Source organism: Pseudoalteromonas sp. S4492, from assembly GCF_005886115.1.
In the GTDB taxonomy this organism is placed as follows: domain Bacteria; phylum Pseudomonadota; class Gammaproteobacteria; order Enterobacterales; family Alteromonadaceae; genus Pseudoalteromonas; species Pseudoalteromonas gelatinilytica.
Genome location: NZ_PNCP01000054.1, coordinates 1 through 23,048, shown reverse-complemented (window position 1 = coordinate 23,048; position 23,048 = coordinate 1). Strand labels below are relative to the sequence as shown.

Below are 23,048 nucleotides of genomic sequence, written 5' to 3'. Positions count from 1 at the left end.
GGGAAAGTTAGCGAGAGTAAAGTTAGCGAGAGTAAAGTTGCTAGTTGCTAGTTGCTAGTTGCTAGTTGCTAGTTGCTAGTCAGTATTAGCCTAAAATCAAATTAGCGCTGAGAGTTTAGCGCTAATTTGCTAATTATTTTCAGGTATATTCTCGATAAGTTCTTTAATTGATAGCTCACCTACCGTTTGATTTGTGTCAAGTTGAAACGATAGTGCTGATTGGAAGAAAATGTTAATCCCTAAAATGAAAAACAAAGCTGGAATTACCATGTATAAAAATACACCAACTTTTCCGCCATCAAACTCTTCTTTTATAATTTTATTGAACAACCGAGTATTAATATAAAAAAGATATAGCGAAAGACCGTACAAGCAGGCTGAAGTAGCTCTATGAATTACATTAAAATATTCGACAGAGCTAACATAGAACAAACTTTTGGTAGCTAAGAAAAAGACTAATCCACAGAGACCAAAATTCCTGATAGTATCAAAAATATCTTTAACTTTTACCTTATCATCATCCCATCTACTCATACCAATTCCTTGTGCATACTTTAAATATAGGAGCAAAACTTCAATTACGATTATCAGTCACAAACATCATATAGTTAACATCACAAATCAACAATAACAGTTTCATGGGCAATACAAGCACGCATCATTAAAGTGCATTACTGCACTTACCTTTCACTATTTTAGTGCCTGATTTTAAGGAAGCCCTAACCATCAAACATTAACCGATTGATTTTTAATGCATTTAAATTTAATAAAGGTTTGGCACAGATCTTCCAATAGTGAGTATGAACTGGCACTAACAAGGAGACTAACGTGACTAACTTCTTTCACACTCTTTATCTACTTTGGCGATTAGACATCAGCACATGGCATATGCATGAAGCAAACGATCCGCATAATGTCGCTGATTTGGAGCGTCGCTATGTTAAATAATGACCCCGCATTTATTGAAGCGCTTAAAAAAATTTCGGTTCATCAACTAACAATCACTGAAGCGTCTGAGCAGTACGACATTCCTAAGCGTGTGTTATACAAAGCCGCACGACAGCAACAAGTTAAACAGAACAAACAAAAAGCGTATTTAATTGCCACTCAGAAGCGCCTTCAACAAAGTCTACGTAATGTAGAAATGGAGTTAGCTAGCTTCAGCTAAATAACTTCTGTATGGTTAAAATACACGCACAATAATGATGGATTAAGTATGCACGCAGTAGAAGTAAACTTTGATGGCTTAGTGGGGCCTACTCACAATTACGCGGGATTATCGTATGGCAATGTCGCTTCACTAAGTCACGCCTCTTCGCATTCAAACCCCAAAGAGGCCGTGCTACAAGGCCTTGAAAAAATGAAGGCAATACACGAGTTAGGGCTAGAACAAGGTATTTTTGCACCCCATGCTCGCCCCGACATTAATGTGCTAAAGCGTTTAGGCTTTACAGGCAGCGATAGTCAAATTATTGAAAAAGCATTTAAAGCCGACCCTGTTTTACTGCGAGCTTGTTACAGTGCATCGGCCATGTGGACAGCCAATGCTGGCACTATCTCGCCTTCAGTCGATACGCTTGATGGCAAAGTGCACTTTACGGCTGCTAACTTAAATAACAAATTTCACCGCTCGCTAGAGCCCGTTACAACTACGGCTTTATTAAAAGCCATGTTTAACGATGAGCGTTACTTTAGCCATCATACGCACTTACCTGATCAAGGTTTTTTTGGTGATGAAGGCGCCGCAAATCATAATAGATTATGCGACAGCCATGCAGATGCAGGGCTTGAGATCTTTGTTTATGGTGCAAGTAGTTTTAATAGCGCCTTACCAAAACCCGTGAAATTTCCTGCAAGACAATCTCTTGAAGCTTCGCAAGCAATTGCCCGTCTACATCAGCTAAAACCAGAAAATCAGTTATTTATTCAACAAAACCCTGATGTGATAGACCAAGGTGTATTCCATAACGATGTAATCGCTGTGGCCAATGGCAATGTACTTTTATGCCACGAACAAGCGTTTTTGCATCAAGCTGATACGCTAAAACAGATTAAACAAGCTTACCTAGGCAACAAGCCGCTTCATATTATTGAAGTGCCAACCAATAAAGTGAGCATTACAGATGCTGTAGGCAGCTATTTATTTAATAGCCAATTAATTACCTTAAGTGATGACAGCATGATGCTGGTTGCACCTAAAGAATGTCAGCGTAATCAAGCTGTTCACGATTACATTCAAGAAATGATTTTGGCAGATAACCCAGTTCAGCAAGTGCGCTTTTTTGACTTGCGCCAAAGCATGCAAAATGGCGGTGGCCCTGCTTGTTTGCGCTTGCGTGTTGCACTCAATACTGACGAACTAGCCGCGGTCAATCCGGGTGTACGATTCAGCGAAGAAAAATATACCCAACTAGTGAGTTGGGCGAATAAGCATTACCGTGACTCGTTAAGTAGTGACGACTTTGCCGATCCAATGCTTTTAACCGAAAGCTATCAAGCACTTGATGAGTTAACCAACTTACTTAATTTAGGCTCTGTGTATCCATTTCAACAAGAATAAATAATGAAAATTAAAGCTGTACACTCTATTAAAGGGGTGTCTAAATCACTCAATAGTTTACTGATTGATAGCGTTGCCAGTGGCGCATCAATCGGCTTTATTGCCCCGCTATCATTACAGTCAGCACATGACTACTGGCAAGGGGTCGATGGCGATTTAGCAACGCCTTACCGTAGGCTTTATCTTGCCCTTGATGGTGATACGGTGATTGGCTCCGTGCAGCTTTCTTTGTGCGCTAAAGCCAATGGCGCTCACCGCGGCGAGGTAGAAAAGCTCATGGTACACAGCGAATATCAAGGCCAAGGAATTGCAAAACAATTGATGAATAGCCTAGAAACCGACGCCCGTATCTTAGGTATTCAATTATTGGTACTTGATACCCGCCAAGGCGACACTGCTTCATATTTGTATCGAAAACTCGATTATATTGAAGCTGGCACTATTCCTAGATTTGCGAAAAGTTCCTCCGGTGAATTTGACGCAACGGTGTATTTTTATAAGCAAGTTGCCTAGATCTGCTTTTATAGCCAATTGATATAATCATAAAGTCGACTAATAAAAATCTTTAAACGTACTAAACTAGTACTGCGGATTTTTATTAGGAGCGATAAATGGCGCTATCAATACAGCAACGGGTACTCTTTCTAGCCCTACTTCCCCCCCTACTCATTGCAATAATGCTGACACTCTACAACTATGTGCAATCAAAACACAGTGGTGCACAAACCGTTGAAAGTTTTGCCACACAAATGGAAAACGACCGAAAGGCCGAAGTCAGTAACTATCAAAAAATTGCCATGAGTTCGATTGCTCATCTCATCGCGCAAGATGATGGCTCTAATACTGAACAGCTGCAAAGCCAAGCAAAAAGCATCTTACGTAATTTGCGTTTTAATGATGCTGGTGATACAGGCTATGTGTTTGTATATGATGTAAAAGGTGTCAACATTGCTCATGGCGTTAATGCCTCACTTGAGGGTAAAAACCTTTATGATTTTAAAGATCCTAATGGGGTTTATTTGATACGAGAGCTGATTGATGCTGCGAAGAAAGGCGGTGGCTATGTGCAATATTCTTGGAAAAATACCAATGGCAGTGTGAACCCTAAACTCGGTTATGCCGCTTTACTACCAAAATGGAATTGGGTGCTAGGAACCGGTTTTTGGATCAGTGGCCTTGAACAACAAGTTGCAGTAACAGAACAACGGGTTAATGAAGGTATCGATAATGCCTTTATAAACACCATTATCGCTTCAGTATTTGCAGTTGCAATTACCGCAGCAATTGCAGTGGTGGTATCACGCAGTATTACCAGCCCTCTGCACACAACCGTACTAGCAATGAACGATATATCACAAGGTGATGGCGATTTAACCCAACGTTTAATGGTGAAACGAGATGATGAACTTGGCAAGCTTGGCAGCTCGTTTAACCGCTTTGCTGATGACGTTGGTAAGATGGTTATTGATATACGCCAATCATCGCAATCGATGAATCAAGCGTCACACAAACTCAACGAGCTACTTGCTAACATGCACGCAGGTATTAATCGCCAACATGAAGAAAGTGAACAAGTTGCGACCGCAATAAACGAAATGTCGGCGGCGTCAATGGAAGTTGCTCGTAGTGCCCAAGAGGCCTCAACCGCTGCTGAACATGCCGATCATTTAGTTAAGCAAGCTAACAACCAATTACTCATTGCCATAAAGGTGATTAATGGCCTCGCCAAGCAAGTTGATGAAGGGGCGAATGCGGTCGATCAGCTTAATCAACAATCGAGTCAAATAGGCAGTGTGCTTGATGTGATCAGAAACATTGCTGAGCAAACGAATCTATTGGCATTGAACGCGGCAATTGAATCTGCCCGAGCTGGTGAAGCGGGTCGTGGTTTTGCGGTGGTAGCTGATGAAGTGCGAACGCTTGCAAAACGCACGCAAGATAGTACTCATGAAATAGAGGCTATGATTGAGCAAGTACAGCAAGGAACAACAACTGTAAATAGCATTATGCAATCAATTAAATCAGGCAGTGCAACCAGTGTTAATGAGGCGGGCGAAGTCGAAAAAGCGCTTAATGAAGTACTGCTTTCGGTTAACACCATCACATCACAAAATGCACAAATTGCCACAGCCGCTGAAGAGCAAACATCAGTGTCTGAAGCGATTAATCAAAACATGACGACCATTGTCGATATTGCTAACAAAACCGCTAATGATACCGATGTAGCCACATCGTACATGCACGAGCTGTCAGACACGGCAACGCAATTAGAACAAAATGTAAGTCGCTATAAAACGTAATATTTAGCGCGATTGTTAGGCAGGCGAATACGCCTGCTTAACAAAAATCATTGGTCTTTTGTAAATTCTTTAACCAATCGAACAAATCATTATCGTAGCGCTTTAGACGTTGTTGATGTTTGTCATTAAGGCTATAAAAAGGCGCAATACAAATATACTTCTCGCCCATAATAAGTACTAAGCGCAAACCAAAAAATGAGTAATGGTGAATAAACTGCACTTGTCTTGCATGCATATGACGGCATTGTCCAAATAAATTACGGTAATGCACACCATGACGACACACCGTTAAATTGCGCTTTGAATTAAAAACAAGTAGCGCTAATAACATCGTAACCGCACAAGCTAAAAAGCTAAAAAGTAAGCTGCTTACTTCTGATGAGCTATTAATAAATCCCACAAATAAGATTACGTTAAATGCACCTAGCAGTGCCAAACTCCTCAACTCAAAGCGCTTTTCTAAATCAATGACCTTCATTTTTGTTCCTAGATTTTTATTTTTTGCGATGGTGTCAGCAAAATGTGGAAGAAAAATGGATTTGCTTAAAAGCACGCTAAATTTGCATTTATATTTTTTGTGACTTTCAGGTTGTTACATAAAAGGTACAAAGGTGTTAATCGAAACTTATCATTAGCAATTCAAGTTACATTAAGTTTTAGTGACTAAACTATTAGTGAATTTTTAGAACACAAAGGGAAGAAATGATGAACTTTAAAACTACATTACTTAGCAGCGCCGTTTTATTTGCACTTGTTGGTTGTGGCTCAGATGACGACAAGAATGATACGGTTGATCCTCAGCCGCAAACTGCACAGTTCACATTAGGTGTGTCTGATGCACCAGTGACAGGTTTAAAAGCTGTTAATGTTGTGTTTGATTCAATCACATTGAAAACCCAAGGTGGTGAAGAGTTCACTTTTGAGACCCGTGAAGATGATGATGAAACCATGCCTGAAATGGTTAACTTATTAGACTACACAGGTGATGATGTATTTTCTTTATTAGAAGATGAAGAAGTACCTGCTGGCGAATATCAATGGATCCGTGCAGATGTGATCAATGGTGACACAAACGATTTAACCATGACTTCGCATGTTGTATACGAAGATGACAGCATTGCACCACTGGTTGTTAAACGTAAAGGCAACGATGGTATCGGTGAAATCCAACTTGATGGTTTTACCCTTAACCAAGCTGGTAACGAGTTTGTTATTGAGTTTGACCTTAAAAAGTCATTAGTTGATCCACAAAATAGTGATGAGATCTTCTTAAAACCACGCGGTGTTCGCTTAGAAAACCTTGCTGAATCTGAAGATATCGAAGGCACTGTAAGCGATGTACTTATCGCTAACTGTGAAACTGATAATATCGATATCGCACTAGAAGATGGTTCATTCGGTCATGCTGTTTACTTATATAGCAGCGATGTTGAAATGCCAATGGACAACTATGAAGTTAACGAAGATGAAACACCATTAGATGCACCTCTTGCAACGGCGGATGTTGTTTTCGATAGCGAAGATAATCAATACGAATTTGAACTTGCGTTCATTCAACCTGGTGATTATCAACTTGCTTATACCTGTGCAGCACATATCGATGACGTTGAAACGCAAGACGAAGCATTTACGCTTTATCAAGTAAAACCAATTACAGTTACATCGGGTGAAGACTTAGACGTGTCTTTCACTGTTTCTGAATAATATTGGAATCAATACCCCATTAAAAAGCCCGCATTGCGGGCTTTTTGTTGTTTATAGTGTATCGTAACGAATAATTACTTCGGATATTTGATCCACCACTTTATCTGCACCTGTTTTAATGTCTTCCATTATCATGCTGACTTCTTCAACATTTTGCTGAGACTCACCAGACAGTGTTTCTATTTCTTCGATAAGAGCCGTCATTTTTGCTGCGATCTCTTGCGTCTTTCCAATAAGGCCTGATATTTCGCTGGTCGACACAGAAGTACGTTGCGATAAATTTCTAACCTCATCGGCAACCACCGCAAAACCGCGACCATGCTCCCCGGCTCTGGCAGCTTCTATCGCTGCATTTAAGGCTAGTAAGTTTGTTTGCTCTGCGATGCTATTAATGGTTGTTACAATTTCACCTATTTGTGATGACTGCTGTGCTAACACATCTGACAGTTCACGGGTTTGATGAACCTGCTCGCTCACTTTTTTTGATGACGCAACACTGCTTAAAATTCGTTGCTGACCATTGGTCACGACTTGCGAGGTTTCTTCCGACGTGTGGCCGGCATTTTCAGCTGCATGTTTCACTTCTTCGGTGCTGTTCACTCTAGCGGTGACATCAGATGCAAACTTAATGATCTGTGTCACTTTACCCTGTTTATTAAAAATAGGGTTATAGGTTGCCTCTAAATAAAGCGGGCTGCCATCACGTTTTTTACGAGAAAATTGCCCAGAAAAAATGCGCCCGTTCGCCAGCTCTTGCCAAAAGTTGGGGTTCTTTTGATAAAAGTCATCATAGCAAAACATTTTATGATGCTGACCTTGGATTTCAGCGAGACTGTAACCCACAACATTTAAGAAATTATCATTCGCAGAAATAATATGACCATCCGGCGTAAAGCGGATCATTGCAGTGCTTTTATTAACGGCATCATAGATTGCCGACATTTCATCAAGCTTTTTAACTTCGTTAGTAATCTCTGATGCGAACTTAATTGCACAGCGTACCTTGCCATCATCACCGCGTACCGGAAAATAGGTTGCACGCAGCCAAATGGCTTCGCCTGCCCCATTAACTCGCGAGAAAACCCCATATTTTGCTTGGCCTTTAGCGATATCTTGCCAAAACGTTTGATACTCTTTTGAGCTGCTATATTCAGGCGCACAAAACTTACGATGATGCTGACCAATAATATCGCCAGCTTGCACTTTCATTGTTTTGCAAAACAAATCATTAGCTTCGAGAACAGTTCCATCTGGTGTAAATTCGATATAAGCAATATTTTCTCTGATCCCAGCTAAATATTGCTGACTTTTATCAACATCATGCTGCAAGGCATCAATGAGTTGATCTTTATTTTTACTAAACCACATTGAAACACCAGTTATTAGGGTAGTTAAATAAATATTAGCTCAGTAGCACAAGAAATAGAATTACAAAATGGTTCTTTTTTCTTAATGATTAACAGGTTAACCAACTGCCAGTTCTAACACTCAAGCGCTTTCTTCTTAAACATTGAGCAAATATATAATATTATAAGCCTTACCTAAACAGCCTAGGCTTTGTTATGACCTCGCGTATTCTCAAATCGATTTTTTACTCATCTTTTCTATTAGGCTCTGCTGTATTTTTGCAAGGCTGCCAAGAACAACCTCAATCAGATCAAATCGCCGTCACTGGCGGGCTTATCCAAGGGCAAAAAGAAGGGCGTTTTATTGCCTATAAAGGCATTCCGTATGCAGCAGCTCCGGTAGGAGAGTTACGCTGGCGAGCACCGCAACCTGTGCCTAAGTGGCAAGATGTAAAAGTACTTAACGATTACGCGCCTGACTGTATGCAAAAGCCGTTTGCAGCCGACGCTGCACCGCTTACAACAACCCCTTCGGAAGATTGCCTTTATTTAAATGTGTTTAAACCCACTAAACACAGCGATGCTCCTTATCCCGTTGTGGTATGGATACACGGGGGTGGCTTTGTAAATGGTGGCGCATCACCCGCTGTTTACTCGGGTGAAAGCTTTGCTAAACAAGGGGTTATTTTTGTTAGCTTTAATTATCGCCTAGGCCGATTTGGCTTTTTTGCGCACCCAGCTCTTAGTCGTTTTGAGAACGATGCACTGGGCAATTACGCTTTAATGGATCAAATTGCGGCCCTTGAATGGGTGAAACAAAATATCGCTCAATTTGGTGGTGATGCTGCAAAAGTGACACTCATGGGTGAATCTGCAGGAGGCGCATCGGTACATGCGATGATGCAAACCCCTGCTGCTAATGACTTATTCCAGCAAGCGATTATTATGTCAGCGGGCGGACGAGAACTATTTAAGCAGTTGCCACTTAATAGTGATGATGACACCGTGTTAAGCGCCGAAAAAATTGGCGAAAACTTTGCCAAACAACACACCATTTTAGGCAGTGATGAAAATGCCCTTGCTGCACTACGTGAGTTATCTGCCGAAGACGTGGTTGATAACCTAAATTTGAGCACATTAAATCGACAAAATAATGATGAGTCTACTTACGTTGGCGGGCCAATTATTGATGGCACTATCATCATTTCGGCGACAGAAGCGCGCTTGAGTAAAGGCACATTTAGCCATGTTGCGACCATGGTTGGCACAACAGATATGGATTTGGGCTTTGCTAATTTTGCTTCTAAAGAAGCGCTATTCGCAAGTTTTGCTCCGCACAGTACACAAGCAAAAATGACTTACGATGCAAGCGGCGAAACGCCATTGCCTTTACTCAATTACCAAGTTGGTCAAGATGCGTTAATGCAAGAGCCAGCAAAGTTCGTTGCAAAACGTGTGACAGATATGGGTAAGGAAGCCTTTTTGTATCGTTTTGGTTATGTGGCGCAAACCTTAGATAAACCCGGTGCAGAGCACGCCAGCGAAATTCCATACTTTTTTAATACTGTGGCTGCTAAATATGGACACGTTACCACTGAGCAAGATAAGCAAGCCGCTAAAATAATGCACCGTTATGTGACCAATTTTATTAAATTAGGCACACCAAATGGCCCAGGGTTACCTACTTGGCAAGCATATAAAAATGATGAATCTTTTATACTGCAAATGAATAAATCAGGGACTGCAGAGTTTTTACCGGACCCCTTACAAGCGAGGTTAAACATCACAGCAACCAAAGCTGAAAAGTAATAATTAAATAAGGCGCTTAATATAAGCGCCTTATTTTTATCCTTGCTGCTGAACATACTCAAGCGCTGTCATCTTTTGGTATGTCACATTAGGATGAAATACGTGAGTAGGATCTGGGTCAACCACTTCAATTGGCGTGCCTTGACTGCGTGCAATATCGAGTGCCATTTGGGTAATATTGACGCTAAACGAGGTGCCGATAAAGACGATTTTATCGGCATCGATCATACGCTGTTGCGCCTCAGAGATTCGATAAAGCTCAGTGTAGTATTCATCAAATAACAACACGTAAGGCTTAAACGACTCGTTGAGCTTGGGGCTTTCGTTATTGATATTGAACACCTCAAGCAAGGAGTGGTGCAGGTTGTCTTCGTTAACATTATCCCACGGCGCGTTAAAAGCCATCACATCGTCACCTTGATGGTGAAACAGTGTCATTTGATCTAAGCGACCATGAATAGCAATAAAGTCGGTGTTACCTGCTTTGCCATCAAGGCCATCGATATTTTGCGTAATGAGATTTTTATCACTCAACCAATGATGCACTTCATTGGGACCGTGATGGCGATAGGTTGCAAAACGATGATAATACCAAGCTAAAAATTCACGGGGATTATTTTCGTACATAGCACGCGTTGCCATTTCCATCGGCGTATAATTTTTGCTGCCAATGTTCCAATAACCATCTTCGCCACGAAAGGTCGGTATACCGCTAGCGGCACTCACTCCCGCCCCTGTAATATAGAGTGTATTCATAGAGATAACTTTACCTTGTAAGCAAGTGCATCGGCTGTCACTTGTTGATTATTATCCATACCACCAAGACGATACAAACTTCCTTGGTGCTCTAATAAACCTCGATGATCCATGCTCGCGGTAGCGGCTTTTGGCATCACTTGCCACGTGTTTTTATCAACATCAAAGCGCCAAACATGATCACTCGCTGGCGCTGGTTTGCCATCGTATCCCGTGCCATTGTAGTTATATGGGTTATCAGAGCCGCCCATCATATAAATGTCGCCATTAAAACTGGTTGCTGCCATACGGTAATGGGCAACACCTGTAGGATGCGGTACCGTACGCCAATCTATCTTTAATGGGTTATCAGCATCAATCGTACCTTTTAAACACTGTGCAACCGCAGCGAAAGAACGGCGTTTATCAGCATTCGCCTGTGTTTTAACGCCATCACACACCAATATAGTGTTTCCACTAATTGCCGCCGCTTGGCCAAACACCGGTTGACCTAAAAATGGCGAAGCCTGTTGCCAAGTATCTGTATGCGTATCATAAACTTGTACTAAGTTAACATTGCCATCGTTATGCCAACCACTGACTAAATAGATATAACGCTGCTGGTACGAAAGCGCCACACTGTCATCCACCGGCACAGGCATATTGGCCAGTTGCGTATATGAATTAGAAAGAACATCATAGCGATATACATCGGGTGTAGAGATTTCTTGATGATCAGCGCTAACGGTATACCCACCAAATACATAGGCATGCTGACCCACACCCACTGCTGTACTCGCTAGACGACCAGTAAGGGGTAATGTACTTGGCACGGCTTTAGCCGCTTGCCACGCGTTATCGCCCACTTTAAGGACCCACACTTTGTTGTGAACATCGGTATGTGCTTTACCTGAGCTCAAGCCCATAAAGCTTAAAAAGTAGGCTTGTTCATCAATAACAACTTTGGCTACAGCGTTGTTCGCGACGGCTTCTGGTAAGGCTGGGATGGTTGCAAGTGCAATAGAAAATAGCAGGCTCATAAATTAAATAGGTAACTTAACACATAGCTAAAGAATACCATTTTATGAGCCTGAAGAAAGGCTCGCTATTAGTAAGCAATACTAATACGTTGATTTAAATGAGCTGCCGACTGTGCTTCATCAAGCATTGCTTTAGCATAATCAGTAACTGATATTTTGCTTTCGCCTTTTGCATCAGTAAAGAAGCTGTCACCACCAACACGGTACGGGCCTTCTGACTCACCAGGGTAAATGACTGCAGCTGGTGATACAAAAGTCCAAGCTGTAGCTGCTGTTGATGCTCTAAATACATCAAGTGCCTCACCTTGAGCAATGGCTTCTGCTTTGTATTCAGCAGGAAAGTCTGGGCTTGATACCAGTGTTACACCAGGTGCCACTTCTAAGCTACCTGCACCACCCACCCATAAAATGCGTGTGCCTGTACCTGCAAGCGCGTTTAATAATTGCTTTGCTGTGTTTGCAACAATTTCATGGTTCCCTAAAGCACGACCACCAATTGCCGCAATAACAACATCATTACCTGCAGCTGCAGTTGCGATATCGTCTTTAGTTAAATCAAATTCAGTCACAGTAACGTTATCTTGGGTTACTTTACTTGCGTCTCTAACTAATGCATTTACTTGATGACCACGTGCGATTGCTTCTGAAGTAATGTGGCTGCCAATCCAACCTGTTGCGCCAATAACTGCTAATTTCATGAGGAATTCTCCATTGTTTGTTTCAATGATTGCAGTTTACTTGTTCACTAATTACTGATAAATACACTATATAGATACACATTGTTTCACTTTAAGATACCAATGGATAAACTCAATTCAATTACTAGCTTTGTCGAAGTGGCCCGTACAGGCAGTTTTACTCAGGCTGCAGAGCATTTAGGTTTAAGCCGATTACAAGTTTCTAGGCATATTCAAGATATAGAAAAGTGGCTAAATTTAAGATTGTTTCATCGTACAACACGCAAAGTAAGTTTGACCCTTCAAGGCGAAGAAGCCCTTAGCTATTGCCAGCAAATATTAAATCAAGTATCTGATTTACAAAGCCGAGCGCATAGCCATAACAACGAATTAGTGGGTACTATTCGCGTTGCCTCTCCGATTGGGCTTGGCCAACATAAACTGTTTGATGCCATTAAAGAGTTTACCAAACGCCACCCACAGACGCGATTTGAACTGTTACTTTCAGATAGTTTATCGCAGCTGGTTGATGACCGCGTTGATATCGCTTTGCGTTACATCCACCAGCCTGACGAAGGTCTTATTGCCCGTAAGCTAATGTATATCGCAACCGCAGTATGTGCCTCTAACGATTATTTAGCTGCGAACCCACCGATTTTTGAGCCGAATGACTTAACTGCACATAATTGCCTTATTCATAACAAACACACTATTTGGCAATTTCAACACGACGACAACACACAAAAAGTGACCGTGAAGGGCAACATTGTTGCCAACGATATGGGCGTACTTCTAAAAGCTGCAAAACAAGGAATGGGCATTGCTCACCTACCTTGCGATCTCGCCAATGACTATTTGGCATCAGGTGAGCTTGTTAAAGTACTGCCAGAGCATACAACTATAGGCTCTCACTTATGGGCAGTGTATTTATCACGTAACTTTCAACAAAATGTGGTCAGAGCGTTCATCGACTTTTTAGCCGAGCACTGGCAACACGATATCTTATAATCTAAATCTGCTGCAAATACGTATAGGCTATAAAAAGGAGTAGTAATGCAGCATTTAGATCATGAAGTATCACGCATCATAGAGATGGCGTGGGAAGACAGAACCCCGTTTGAAGCAATAAACCAACAATTTGGTTTAAACGAAAAAAACGTTATCGCGCTAATGCGTGAGCAATTAACACCTTCGAGTTTTAAACTTTGGCGAAAACGCGCAGCGGGTAGGCAAACCAAACACTTAAAACTACGCCATCCAGATATATCCCGTGGTTACTGTAAGACCCAATATAAACATAGATAAAATTACTTTATCTTTTGAGAAAACTGGCCAACTGCATCCACCACTTTTTGAGCGCCATGTTGAATGTCGCTCATCACATTTCCTGACTCAGAGGCGAGGTTAAAACCCAGCTCAGCTTTCGTTTTTCCTAATTCGATTACTTCAACCGTATGTTTAGTCAAAGACCTATTTTGTTTTACAACATCAACAATCTCAACTGTCGAATTAGAGGTTCTTAAAGCAAGCTGCCTGACTTCATCAGCCACCACCGCAAAACCCCGACCTTGCTCACCGGCTCGAGCCGCTTCAATTGCCGCATTGAGCGCCAGTAAGTTTGTTTGATCCGCAATACTACTAATACTTTGTACGATGGCAGCAATGTGCTGCGATTGCTTATCGAGTTCAGCCATTTCAGCTGCGGCTTGTTCCATTTGTTTCGCTAAATCGTCCATTACATGAACCATTTCATCTAAAACAGTGGCACCTTGCTTTGCTGCTTTATCAGTTTCGGTGGATGTGCCGTAAGCGATGTCAGCCGCTTGAGACACAGCCATTTCTAAATTCACTTGTTCGGTGATCACAGTTGCAAACTTAACGACTTTATAAAGCACATCTTGCTCGTTAAAAACCGGATTGTAAGTCGCCTCCAACCAAATGGGTTCACCAAATTTATTCACCCGCTTAAATCGTGACGAGATAAATTGGCCTTTTTGTAATTTCTGCCAAAACTCAGCATAGCCAGTTGAATTTGCTTCGGCTGGTTCACAAAACATCCGGTGATGTTTACCTATAATTTCGTCTTTTGTATAACCGACCCCAGCGAGAAATTGCTCATTCGCTTTTAAAACATGGCCTTCTAAATCAAACTCAATAACTGCCATAGAGCGATTAATTGCTTTCACTAAGTCTTTATTTTCTCGCGATGTTTCAATTGTTCGGGTCAGCACGCTGGCATGAAGATCAAACTTTTCAAAGCCCTGCTGTTTATTTAAAATTGGATGAAAAAATGCTCTTAACCAAACATGCTGGTCCTGCGCATTTAAAAGTTGAACAGCACCGACCCAAGCTGATTTGTCTAAAATAGCTCGTTTAAAATGAAGGTAATGCTTTGCGTCTTTGGCGCTGCTAGGCACCAAGTCAAGCAGAGGTTTTCCTATTAATTGGGCTTCTGTAAAGCCGAGTTCTGCTAATACTTGCGTATTGGCAAACGTGATACGACCTTCCCTATCAAGTTCCAGCGTAAACATTCTATTATCTAATGTATCTTTCACTTGAGATACACGAAACAATTCATCTTCTAACTGAGCTATCCTTTCTTTCAATGGCTGGGTAAAAAACATAAATCATCCCACCTTAAATACTAAAATCATCACAGAGTAGCTCGATAAGGACTACTAAATCTGTACCGTTCGATGATATTAGCGTAAAAAAGTTGGACAAATAGCCGCTTTCAAGACATTAGGAAGTTTCTTGAAGCAAAATAAGAAATAATTTAATCAAATAGCATTATAAAAGCCTAACTGAGTAGGCTTTTTGTCAGTGATTCAGTTGATTTGCAAATTGTCCAACTGCATCAACCACTTGCTGCGCACCGTGTTGTATGTCTTCCATCACCTTGCCAGACTCATTTGATAAAGACACACCTTGCTCGGCTTTCACCTTGCCTTGCTCAATAACCTTTACCGTATTTTGCGTAAGTGACTGATTGTTATTTACTACTTCAACAATTTCTTCAGTGGCTTTTGAGGTTCTTGACGCAAGCTGCCTGACTTCATCAGCCACCACCGCAAAGCCTCGGCCTTGCTCACCAGCACGAGCAGCCTCAATTGCTGCGTTTAGCGCCAGTAAGTTCGTTTGCTCCGCAATACTACTAATACTTTGCACAATGGCTGCAATTTGTTGTGACTGTTTATCGAGGGCTGAAATCTCTTGGGCTGCTTGCTCCATCTGCTGAGCTAATTCATTCATCACTGTCATGGTGTTTTGTAACACCTCAGCCCCTTGTTGAGCGAGTCTATCGGTCTCAGTTGATGTGCCATACGCAATTTCAGCCGCTTGTGAAATTGCATGCTCACGATTAACTTGCTCAGTGATCACAGTGGCGAACTTCATCACTTTGTAAAGCTCACCAAAATCATTTGAAATAGGGTTGTATGAAGCTTCAAGCCACACTTCATTGCCATGACGGTCAACACGTTTAAAGCGATCAACAACAAACTCACCACGTCTTAAGCGCTGCCAAAACTTCTCATATTCCGCAGATTCAGCAAGTGCATGATCACAAAACATACGATGGTGCTTGCCAACGATCTCATCTTTTTTATAACCCATACTCTCTAAAAACGGTTCATTTGCGTTAATAACCTTGCCCTCAAGGTCAAACTCAATAACTGCCATCGAGCGATAGATGGCATTAATAGTGTCACGCTGTTCACGAGAAGTAGAAATAGCATCGGTAAGCACAGTGCCGTAAATAGCAAAGTAATTAAGCTCACCTTGCTCTGTGTGTACCGGGTGAGCAATTAATCGTAGCCACTCAAGCTTGCCGTCATAGCGAGTTATTTGTAAGTGCCCTACACCATGCTGTTGATTTTCAATGGCGTTTTTTAGGTCTTTAAACTGGTCAGTATTTCGAGATTGTTCAGTAATAATATCTTGGAAGGGCGAGTCAATTAGCTGATTGTGCGAGTAGCCTAATTCATCTAAAAAGTTCTGGTTAATATAGGCCATTGTGCCATCAGCACGCAGCCTAAGCACCAACATCTCTTCATCAATACCTGAAGTGAGATCTTTTAGCGGATAAAGCTCAGCTTTTAACGCATCAATTTCAGCCTGTAAGGATTTATTAAACCACATAAAACGCCCTGATTTTTTATTAACGTGTTGTTGTTCATAAAATTGTAGAACAATTAACGCAGGGCGCTACTTTAAAATAAGCAAAAAGAATTAAGAAAAGTGATTTAACTAAGAAGCTTGAGAGGTCAATTTAACGTATTTCTCAGCCAGCTCATCTAACGTTTCACGGTGATTTGGATCTGGCTTAATGCAATCAATAGGACACACACTCACACAAGTAGGGTTATCATAATGCCCAACACACTCAGTGCATTTATTTGGGTCTATTTGATATATCTTCGCGCCCATATAAATAGCCTCATTCGGGCACTCAGGATCACACATATCACAGTTAATACATTTGTTATTGATGAGTAATGCCATTTAATGCCCTCGAACATAAATCACTATAAAACAAATAGTTACATGAGTAGGTATGTAACACATATATTTTTCAAACAAGCTTAGTTTAAAAAATATTCGATAAATAATAACACAATTCGTAGCACACTCTGTTTATGAGCAGCCGTTACAAAAGCGGTCGCACATTCTACTTTACCCCACTCTAAATTTTGTTGATCTAGATCAAACGACAGGCCTGCAGGGCTTAATAAACCTGAGTTTTAGAGAAATGAAAAACACGAATAAACCCATTACAAAAGCCGAATACATCAAAGCAAAAGCGGTTTGGAAAGAGACGAAGGCACCTTTTTCAATGTTGTACATAAAAAAGTGTGTTACTGCGATTCAAATAATTTCAAATTTTGAAAGAAAAGTTGCTTTAAAACAAGGGATTAAAAATAAGCCCTTGGTTCGTTTGTCTAAATATGAGCAACAACACAATTTACGGCTCGTATTCACCCCAAAAGGTAAGGTCATCTTCTATTCTAATTTCCCGAAAAAGTTAGAGATCCGAAACGTAAAGCTAGGGGAGTTACCAGAACTCACCATTGCAAAAGCAAGAGAGCTTACGCAAACGATCTTAGAGGGAAGAACGATATTCGCCGATTTAAACACTATTTTTAAAGAATATGAGCAGAACCTGACAAACCGACATTTACTCGCACCAACAAAGTTTGCAGCCGGTTCATTGAGAACATATAAGTGCAGAGTAAAAAAGCTTAAGCAGTACTTTAATATGAAAACGAGATTTCAAAGTATTACGGCAGGGGATCTTGAGCGAATCATTGATAAAATTATTGCTAGCGAATCCAACAACCAAGCCATAGAGCTATTTGCTCAAATAAGGCGTATATGGAAGTTTGCCAAAAATAAGTTTAACAATGGCCGTAATCCTGCTGCTGACATTGATGATTATTATGTTTCGGATCGAGTTGATACTCCCCGCCCGTGCCAAGCCTACACGGACTTAGATTCAATTGCAGAGTTGTGGATCAACCTTGCAACTACGCCATGCATTCACCAGAAGAACGCAGCCAGGTTTATGATTTTAACGGGCTTGAGGCCTATCAACATTCCTCAAATGAAATGGTCATGGCTGAATAGTATTACCTTTCCGACCTTAATAACTTTTCCGTCATCCATCGTAGGTGTACGTGGTGAAATGAAAAACCAAAAAGAATACAGACTCCCACTAACAAAAATGATGCGAACTATTATCCTTGAACAAAGGGCATGGATGGAATCGGCACGACCTAATTGCAATCAAGAGTTCATTTTTCTGCAACCACGCGACCCTATGAAGCAATTTTCTAAACGCTCCCTCGATAAAATTATCAAAGACTATTCTCCATTTGATGCAGTAAAAGGCGATATCGAACAGATTGTAATGAAAGGCTCTGCGGGTGCATTTTGTACTATGTGTAGAAGCTTTTTTAAATCCAATACAAAAGAGCTGTTGGTATCAAACGGCTACCACTTTAAGCATGCAGAAGACTTAACCCGGTTAGCACTTCATCATTTGAGAAAGTCTGATGATCCGAATGGGCTTAACTACGATAAATCTGAAGAGCTCTACGGCACTTCAACAAAACTTAAGTTCAATGTATTTAAGTTACACGAGGTCAGCATTTTAAAACGAGTCCATGAGTTTCAAAGCTTAGAGTTAAGGCCTACAGCATTTCAGGTAAACCAACAAAAAATAATCAAAGATAAGGAACATAAGAAAGCGCTAAGAGAGCGAATAAAAGCATCTCTTGTCCATAAAGGTGCATACATTCAATTCATAAATCAGCCTTTTGGCGATACAGGAAAATCAGTTAAAGAGTTAATTCTGACTAAAGATGGTAGAACTGTAATCGAAAGTTACCTTGATGATATTGCTGTTTAAGCTAAATACTCATCCGAAAAGTATACTGAAAGAGCATATAGAAACTAAATAATGACTTAGCGTAAAGCCGGGTCATTTTTCGTACAACAGCAAAGATAATGAACACTTTTCGCTCAAAAATAATAAATAGTATTGGCAAAAATAAATTTAACGATAGAACGAAGAAAAGTATTGAATTTTGATGGACTTACAAAGAATTTATAAAAAATACACAAAAATCGTTAAAAAATTTTATTTTAAAAAAATTAAAAAAGTTTAGTACCCAAAACATACTAATACACCACCAAAAAGCTCAGATTTGATAATAAGCTTATAAACGACTTATCAGTAGCTTAAACAAAGCCATTTAATTTCACCACCAAAATGATCTTAGTAGTCATAGGCTTAAAGCCATAGCTGGCAAGGCTTCCCCCTCTTGCAGCAATCAAAAAACTCATTCAACATAATAAAAAAGCGACAACATTAATTCATCCCAGATGAAGTAATAAAGACTTAATAAAATATGAAAAAAACTAAAAATAAGTTTAAGAAAAATACAATAAGCAGAATATTAGATAAAATTAAAAACCTATCTAAAATAACAAGTGAAAATGAGTCTGAGAAGCAAAGTGAAAGTGAGTGTATTAGCAAGTCGAAATTCGACAGTATTAAACCACCATATAGTGATAAAGATATTTTAATATTATCTGAATGCGCTGCAGCAATTGAATACCCAGAACCAGAACCAGGTCAACCAAAAAAAGATCATAGGAAATCTAAATATTGTAGCAAAAGCAAATTAAGGTTCATTTTTAACTTAAATGGAATCGTACAATTTTTTGCATACTACCCTGGCCATCGAAAGTTAAAAAAGCCTTTATTGGGTAACAATAAAACAATGACAGTCGCTGAAGCTGCAACTCTTAGCGCCATCATTTTTGATAATCAACTGTCTGGTCAAACGCTTGGAGAAGTTGCTGAAAAATTCATTGAAAGCCTCTCAATGAAACATGAAAATGATAAAAGAGTCATTTCTAAAAAAACTATCAAAACATATTCATCACAAATAAATGCCTTTGTGAATGTAATTGGCAGTTCTGCAAAGTTCTTAGATATAAGCCAAGAAGAAATAAAGTCTGCTTTTGACAAACTATATGAAGAAAAGAAAGCAAATTATACATATGATGTTTCTAATAGAGTTAAATCATTATTTGCTTTTGCTTCAGAAAAGCTAAATCTTAAGAATAAATCTATCAACGAAATTCGTACTAGCTATATTCCAGCACCTATCAAGTCTACTTTTAATGGGTATACCGATGGCGAGGGTATTTCAAAGCTCATGTATAGATTAGAAGAGGAGCCCAACACCCAAAAAAAGAACGCTGTACTTTTAATGGCTTTCACAGCTGTTAGGCCAGTTAACATAATTGAATTAAAAACAAGCTATCTAGATAACTTAAAGAACCCTAAATATATAACTTATCCAAAATCCACAATGACCAAAGAAGGAGCCATGAAGAACAAAGGACAATTCAAAATAAAGTTAACTCTGCAAATGACAAAAATAATCAAAAATCAGTTATCACTACATCCTGATAAGCCTAATGAGTACTTATTTTTCAGCTTTAAAGACTGTACTAAAGCGATGCCGTATAATTCTTTAAGGGAATACTTCATGTTGATTTGCCCTAATGACATCTATAAATCATCTCTGGAAGACCTTTATGTGAAAGGTACAGCTGGACCTTGCTTTACCTTACTTAGACAGCACGCTAAAACCAATGTTGTCAGATATCTAGTGAAAGAAGAAGGTTATTCACTCAGCAATGCGCAAATTGAGTCAAAACTAATACTTGGACATACAGGAAGAGATCATGACCGTTCAGGGGAGCATTACGATAAAAACGATGAGCTTTATGATTTAAGAGCAGAAACGGCGTATAAATATTTTTTAATTAATGAAGCTATTATTCTGCAAGGCTTAGATGCTTTTAAAAAAGGTAAACGTATTATTGAACCTGAATTACCTATAAAACTACCCGAACATTTAATCCCGTTCACTCAAAAAGAATGCACCACTTTAAGAATATAAAGTTCGCTCTGAGTTAATAAGATGAGATCTTTTGATTAAGGTCTCTTGTAGGAAGGATCAAACAGACACATAAAATGTTAAGCCAGGCGTTGCTTCTAGCTCATATTTGGACAAAAACACGTTAGAGTATTTAATCAGTAACGCCCAATTAACAGGCAAAAAATAGTTGGTTTAAATAAGTGACGGAGGAGCAAAAACCAACTATTTTTGTTCTTGTTATATTTATCCTATCTGCTTATTTAAAGCAGGCAGGCAACCATCTTGTCTTAAACAGATTGTTTGTAAAAGTACTTCCAATAAAGAAACCATTTCTCTAGGCTCTATAACTATCGCGCTTATGTTAAAGGCTCCATTAGTTATAAGTTCAGACAAATCTTTTGTAGGCGCATATTTGGCCATTTTACTTTTTACAAACATTGGAGCCCCGTCGTTACCAACAACCGGTGCGCCAAACTTCCCCCATATTTCAGCTGCTAGATTATTTTTGCCTGCCTTTCCGATATATAGAATTTCACCCTTCAAATTCGAGATAAAGTAAACGCCACTTTTGTCTTTATATGTTTCGGATGGAACATGTTGCTTAAATGATTCATTGAAAACTTTCATCCTTGGGAACGCTACTACATTGAACTCCAACTCCTTAAAAGAATCATTTAGAGAACTAGCAAATGAATTAATAATCTCGGCGATACTGTTTAGGTGCATAATACTCCGTAAATATAACGCCCAATTAAGGTGTGAGCCACGCTACCACAACACTCAATTTGGACGCCGTAAACACTGAACTTGAACCAAGCCAAAAATGCCAAGCGTGGGGAATCACTCTTAAATTGTTTGTTATATTTTGTTTGCGAATTTCCTATATGTAACTTCTCGACTAAATGGTGGTCTCATTTCAGTACTGTCATATATTTCATATTTGGCTACAATTTTTCCATATGAATCTAACTCTGAAACCATATAGGTATCTGTATCCAAGCCCTGCTTTTGTTTCCATGTTGATGAAGTTTGAAGCAAAAGGTGATCATTAGGTGTTCCAAGAAGCTCACTATACTGACTAGTTACATCATGCCCTTCAATAACTTTTTCCTGTTTAGCCTCGGGAGTATCTTTGATGGCAGCTTTTTCTTCTGATGATTCAACATCTGACACTACCTCATCTGAAGCTTCAAAAATGCTGAGTACTTGAGAAAGAGACATGATATGGAATGTTTTACCTTGTGTTTCTTCTCTAAACTCATCTACTAATTCAAATCGAGGGTAAATAGCCTTTTTATCACTTTTATGGAACCAATCAGACTTAGCATCTCCTGAAACAAAAATTACATCTTTGTTTTGTTGTTTCGCTAAATACAATATTTCATGCCAAATCAATAAATCTCCTGCTTGATTTGCTTCCTTTGAACCATCTTTATAACCTGGTGGAATTTTATGATCATTTCTTCGCTTCAAATCATCTTCAACAATTTGAACATCTATATGATCGTCATCTAATATACGACCATCTAATACTTCATGATACATCTTACTTACTGGGTCATTCCAACCCCAGTTTTTAACAGACATTAATGTCTGTTGAAGTTTATTTCTATAGGATTTTAATGCTTCTTTTAAGTTATCTTCTAGCTGTTCAAGCTCTGCATACTCATCCATCCCGCTTAGTAATGGGTGCGGACAAACGTACTTAAAGTTTTGACTAGACTTATCCGAAATTAACTTATATAAATCCGTTAATTTAGTTGACCTATTATCTAAATACTCTCTCGCAGCTTGAGATGGAATGTACAAACGATCTTCATTAACAAGAGTTGTGTAAATTCTCTTAATTTCCTCCACGCTCTTACCGTCTGTTGTAAATGGTAAAAGCAATACATTGGCATCAAGTACAAACAAACAATCTGTTTTTAAGTCGTCTACAGACTTCAAACTAAACTTGAAAGCTTCTTTTGGGGAAGTATAAATTTCCCTTTTGTTAAATATAAGACTCAATTTTACCTCCAAAAATATAGCGCCCTGTTAATGGGCAAAATTTAGTTGGCTATAATCTTGAGCGGAGCGAAATCAGCCAACTGAATTTTGTCCACTATTCAACAGCTTGTTAGGTGAATTACTGCACTATATTTTCAGGCGTTAAAGTTTTACCACAAGTCATACATGAGGGCTTCATTCTAGCGATGAGTTTATACTCACCATTATATGTGCCTTTAGAGCCTAAATTACGTAGACTTGTTTTAGACCACTCTTGCGAATATGGCTGATCATTTTCACTTTCAACTATTTCACCTGAGGCTCCACATGAGCACTGTAATTTTGTATACGTTCTCATTGTCATATTTAGTTCCTTTCTGGAAATTTGTGCCCAATACTCAATTCACCTAGACATAATGACTCCCCATG

General features: G+C 39.7%; 21 protein-coding genes. 10 read left to right on the top strand and 11 right to left on the bottom strand.

Annotated features, from left to right (window positions below; translation table 11 throughout):
- Positions 1-129: 129 nt before the first annotated feature.
- Positions 130-534 carry a hypothetical protein gene (locus CWC28_RS17730; RefSeq protein ID WP_105173664.1) on the bottom strand — a complete coding sequence of 135 codons (405 nt, stop codon included), beginning with the start codon at positions 532-534 and terminating at the stop codon, positions 130-132.
- Positions 535-937: 403 nt separating this feature from the next.
- Here CWC28_RS17730 and CWC28_RS17725 point away from each other — a divergent pair, with 403 nt between their 5' ends.
- The 4 genes from CWC28_RS17725 to CWC28_RS17710 all read left to right on the top strand — a co-directional run bounded on the left by CWC28_RS17725 (position 938) and on the right by CWC28_RS17710 (position 4,860).
- On the top strand, positions 938-1,168 hold the full coding sequence (locus tag CWC28_RS17725; RefSeq protein WP_054562555.1) for a helix-turn-helix domain-containing protein: 231 nt from the start codon (positions 938-940) through the stop codon (positions 1,166-1,168).
- A 48-nt stretch (positions 1,169-1,216) separates the two neighbouring features.
- A complete protein-coding gene (gene astB / locus CWC28_RS17720; protein WP_138625531.1) occupies positions 1,217-2,560 on the top strand; it encodes an N-succinylarginine dihydrolase in 1,344 nt (447 codons plus the stop codon).
- Positions 2,561-2,563: 3 nt separating this feature from the next.
- Entirely contained in the window at positions 2,564-3,073 is a 510-nt protein-coding gene (locus tag CWC28_RS17715) for a GNAT family N-acetyltransferase (protein ID WP_063704383.1), read from the top strand.
- Between the two features lie 98 nt (positions 3,074-3,171).
- Positions 3,172-4,860, top strand: coding sequence for a methyl-accepting chemotaxis protein (locus CWC28_RS17710; protein ID WP_063704381.1), 1,689 nt, complete (start codon positions 3,172-3,174; stop codon positions 4,858-4,860).
- A gap of 37 nt (positions 4,861-4,897) precedes the next feature.
- On the opposite strand, the gene CWC28_RS17705 is transcribed toward CWC28_RS17710, so the two are convergent.
- The gene (locus CWC28_RS17705) at positions 4,898-5,338 is read right to left on the bottom strand and encodes a hypothetical protein (protein ID WP_063704378.1); all 441 of its coding nucleotides are present in this window, start codon (positions 5,336-5,338) and stop codon (positions 4,898-4,900) included.
- A 227-nt stretch (positions 5,339-5,565) separates the two neighbouring features.
- Between CWC28_RS17705 and CWC28_RS17700 the strand changes: the two genes are divergently transcribed.
- Positions 5,566-6,564 carry a DUF4382 domain-containing protein gene (locus tag CWC28_RS17700; protein WP_063704372.1) on the top strand — a complete coding sequence of 333 codons (999 nt, stop codon included), beginning with the start codon at positions 5,566-5,568 and terminating at the stop codon, positions 6,562-6,564.
- Positions 6,565-6,615: 51 nt separating this feature from the next.
- Here CWC28_RS17700 and CWC28_RS22680 read toward each other — a convergent pair whose 3' ends face one another.
- A complete protein-coding gene (locus CWC28_RS22680; protein ID WP_138625530.1) occupies positions 6,616-7,932 on the bottom strand; it encodes a methyl-accepting chemotaxis protein in 1,317 nt (438 codons plus the stop codon).
- A gap of 194 nt (positions 7,933-8,126) precedes the next feature.
- Between CWC28_RS22680 and CWC28_RS17690 the strand changes: the two genes are divergently transcribed.
- Positions 8,127-9,719 (top strand): carboxylesterase/lipase family protein, encoded by a 1,593-nt coding sequence (locus CWC28_RS17690; RefSeq protein WP_138625529.1) that lies wholly within the window; start codon positions 8,127-8,129, stop codon positions 9,717-9,719.
- Between the two features lie 36 nt (positions 9,720-9,755).
- Here the strand turns inward: CWC28_RS17690 and CWC28_RS17685 are convergent, their stop codons facing one another.
- The 3 genes from CWC28_RS17685 to CWC28_RS17675 form a co-directional block, all read right to left on the bottom strand.
- Complete coding sequence (locus CWC28_RS17685) at positions 9,756-10,475, bottom strand: SIR2 family NAD-dependent protein deacylase (protein WP_138625528.1); 720 nt, start codon at positions 10,473-10,475, stop codon at positions 9,756-9,758.
- Positions 10,472-11,494 (bottom strand): Kelch repeat-containing protein, encoded by a 1,023-nt coding sequence (locus CWC28_RS17680; protein WP_138625527.1) that lies wholly within the window; start codon positions 11,492-11,494, stop codon positions 10,472-10,474. Before CWC28_RS17680 ends, CWC28_RS17685 begins: the two co-directional genes overlap by 4 nt.
- Positions 11,495-11,562: 68 nt before the next feature.
- Entirely contained in the window at positions 11,563-12,192 is a 630-nt protein-coding gene (locus tag CWC28_RS17675) for an NAD(P)-dependent oxidoreductase (RefSeq protein ID WP_138625526.1), read from the bottom strand.
- Between the two features lie 102 nt (positions 12,193-12,294).
- On the opposite strand from CWC28_RS17675, the gene CWC28_RS17670 reads away from it, so the two are divergent.
- Together CWC28_RS17670 and CWC28_RS17665 are read left to right on the top strand one after the other, a co-directional pair.
- On the top strand, positions 12,295-13,179 hold the full coding sequence (locus tag CWC28_RS17670; RefSeq protein ID WP_105173673.1) for a LysR family transcriptional regulator: 885 nt from the start codon (positions 12,295-12,297) through the stop codon (positions 13,177-13,179).
- A gap of 45 nt (positions 13,180-13,224) precedes the next feature.
- Complete coding sequence (locus CWC28_RS17665; protein ID WP_105173674.1) at positions 13,225-13,476, top strand: TIGR03643 family protein; 252 nt, start codon at positions 13,225-13,227, stop codon at positions 13,474-13,476.
- Between the two features lie 2 nt (positions 13,477-13,478).
- Here CWC28_RS17665 and CWC28_RS17660 read toward each other — a convergent pair whose 3' ends face one another.
- The 3 genes from CWC28_RS17660 to CWC28_RS17650 form a co-directional block, all read right to left on the bottom strand.
- Positions 13,479-14,795, bottom strand: coding sequence for a methyl-accepting chemotaxis protein (locus CWC28_RS17660; protein ID WP_105173675.1), 1,317 nt, complete (start codon positions 14,793-14,795; stop codon positions 13,479-13,481).
- Positions 14,796-14,991: 196 nt separating this feature from the next.
- Complete coding sequence (locus CWC28_RS22710; RefSeq protein ID WP_063704355.1) at positions 14,992-16,311, bottom strand: methyl-accepting chemotaxis protein; 1,320 nt, start codon at positions 16,309-16,311, stop codon at positions 14,992-14,994.
- Positions 16,312-16,419: 108 nt separating this feature from the next.
- The gene (locus CWC28_RS17650) at positions 16,420-16,674 is read right to left on the bottom strand and encodes a YfhL family 4Fe-4S dicluster ferredoxin (RefSeq protein WP_054562570.1); all 255 of its coding nucleotides are present in this window, start codon (positions 16,672-16,674) and stop codon (positions 16,420-16,422) included.
- Positions 16,675-16,921: 247 nt separating this feature from the next.
- On the opposite strand from CWC28_RS17650, the gene CWC28_RS17645 reads away from it, so the two are divergent.
- Positions 16,922-18,580 carry a tyrosine-type recombinase/integrase gene (locus tag CWC28_RS17645; RefSeq protein WP_138625525.1) on the top strand — a complete coding sequence of 553 codons (1,659 nt, stop codon included), beginning with the start codon at positions 16,922-16,924 and terminating at the stop codon, positions 18,578-18,580.
- A 502-nt stretch (positions 18,581-19,082) separates the two neighbouring features.
- Positions 19,083-20,651, top strand: a complete 1,569-nt coding sequence (locus CWC28_RS17640; RefSeq protein ID WP_138625524.1) for a site-specific integrase — start codon at positions 19,083-19,085, stop codon at positions 20,649-20,651.
- A 222-nt stretch (positions 20,652-20,873) separates the two neighbouring features.
- Here CWC28_RS17640 and CWC28_RS17635 read toward each other — a convergent pair whose 3' ends face one another.
- Positions 20,874-21,356, bottom strand: a complete 483-nt coding sequence (locus CWC28_RS17635) for a GIY-YIG nuclease family protein (RefSeq protein WP_138625523.1) — start codon at positions 21,354-21,356, stop codon at positions 20,874-20,876.
- Between the two features lie 132 nt (positions 21,357-21,488).
- A complete protein-coding gene (locus CWC28_RS17630) occupies positions 21,489-22,640 on the bottom strand; it encodes a PIN domain-containing protein (RefSeq protein WP_138625522.1) in 1,152 nt (383 codons plus the stop codon).
- Between the last annotated feature and the right edge of the window lie 408 nt (positions 22,641-23,048).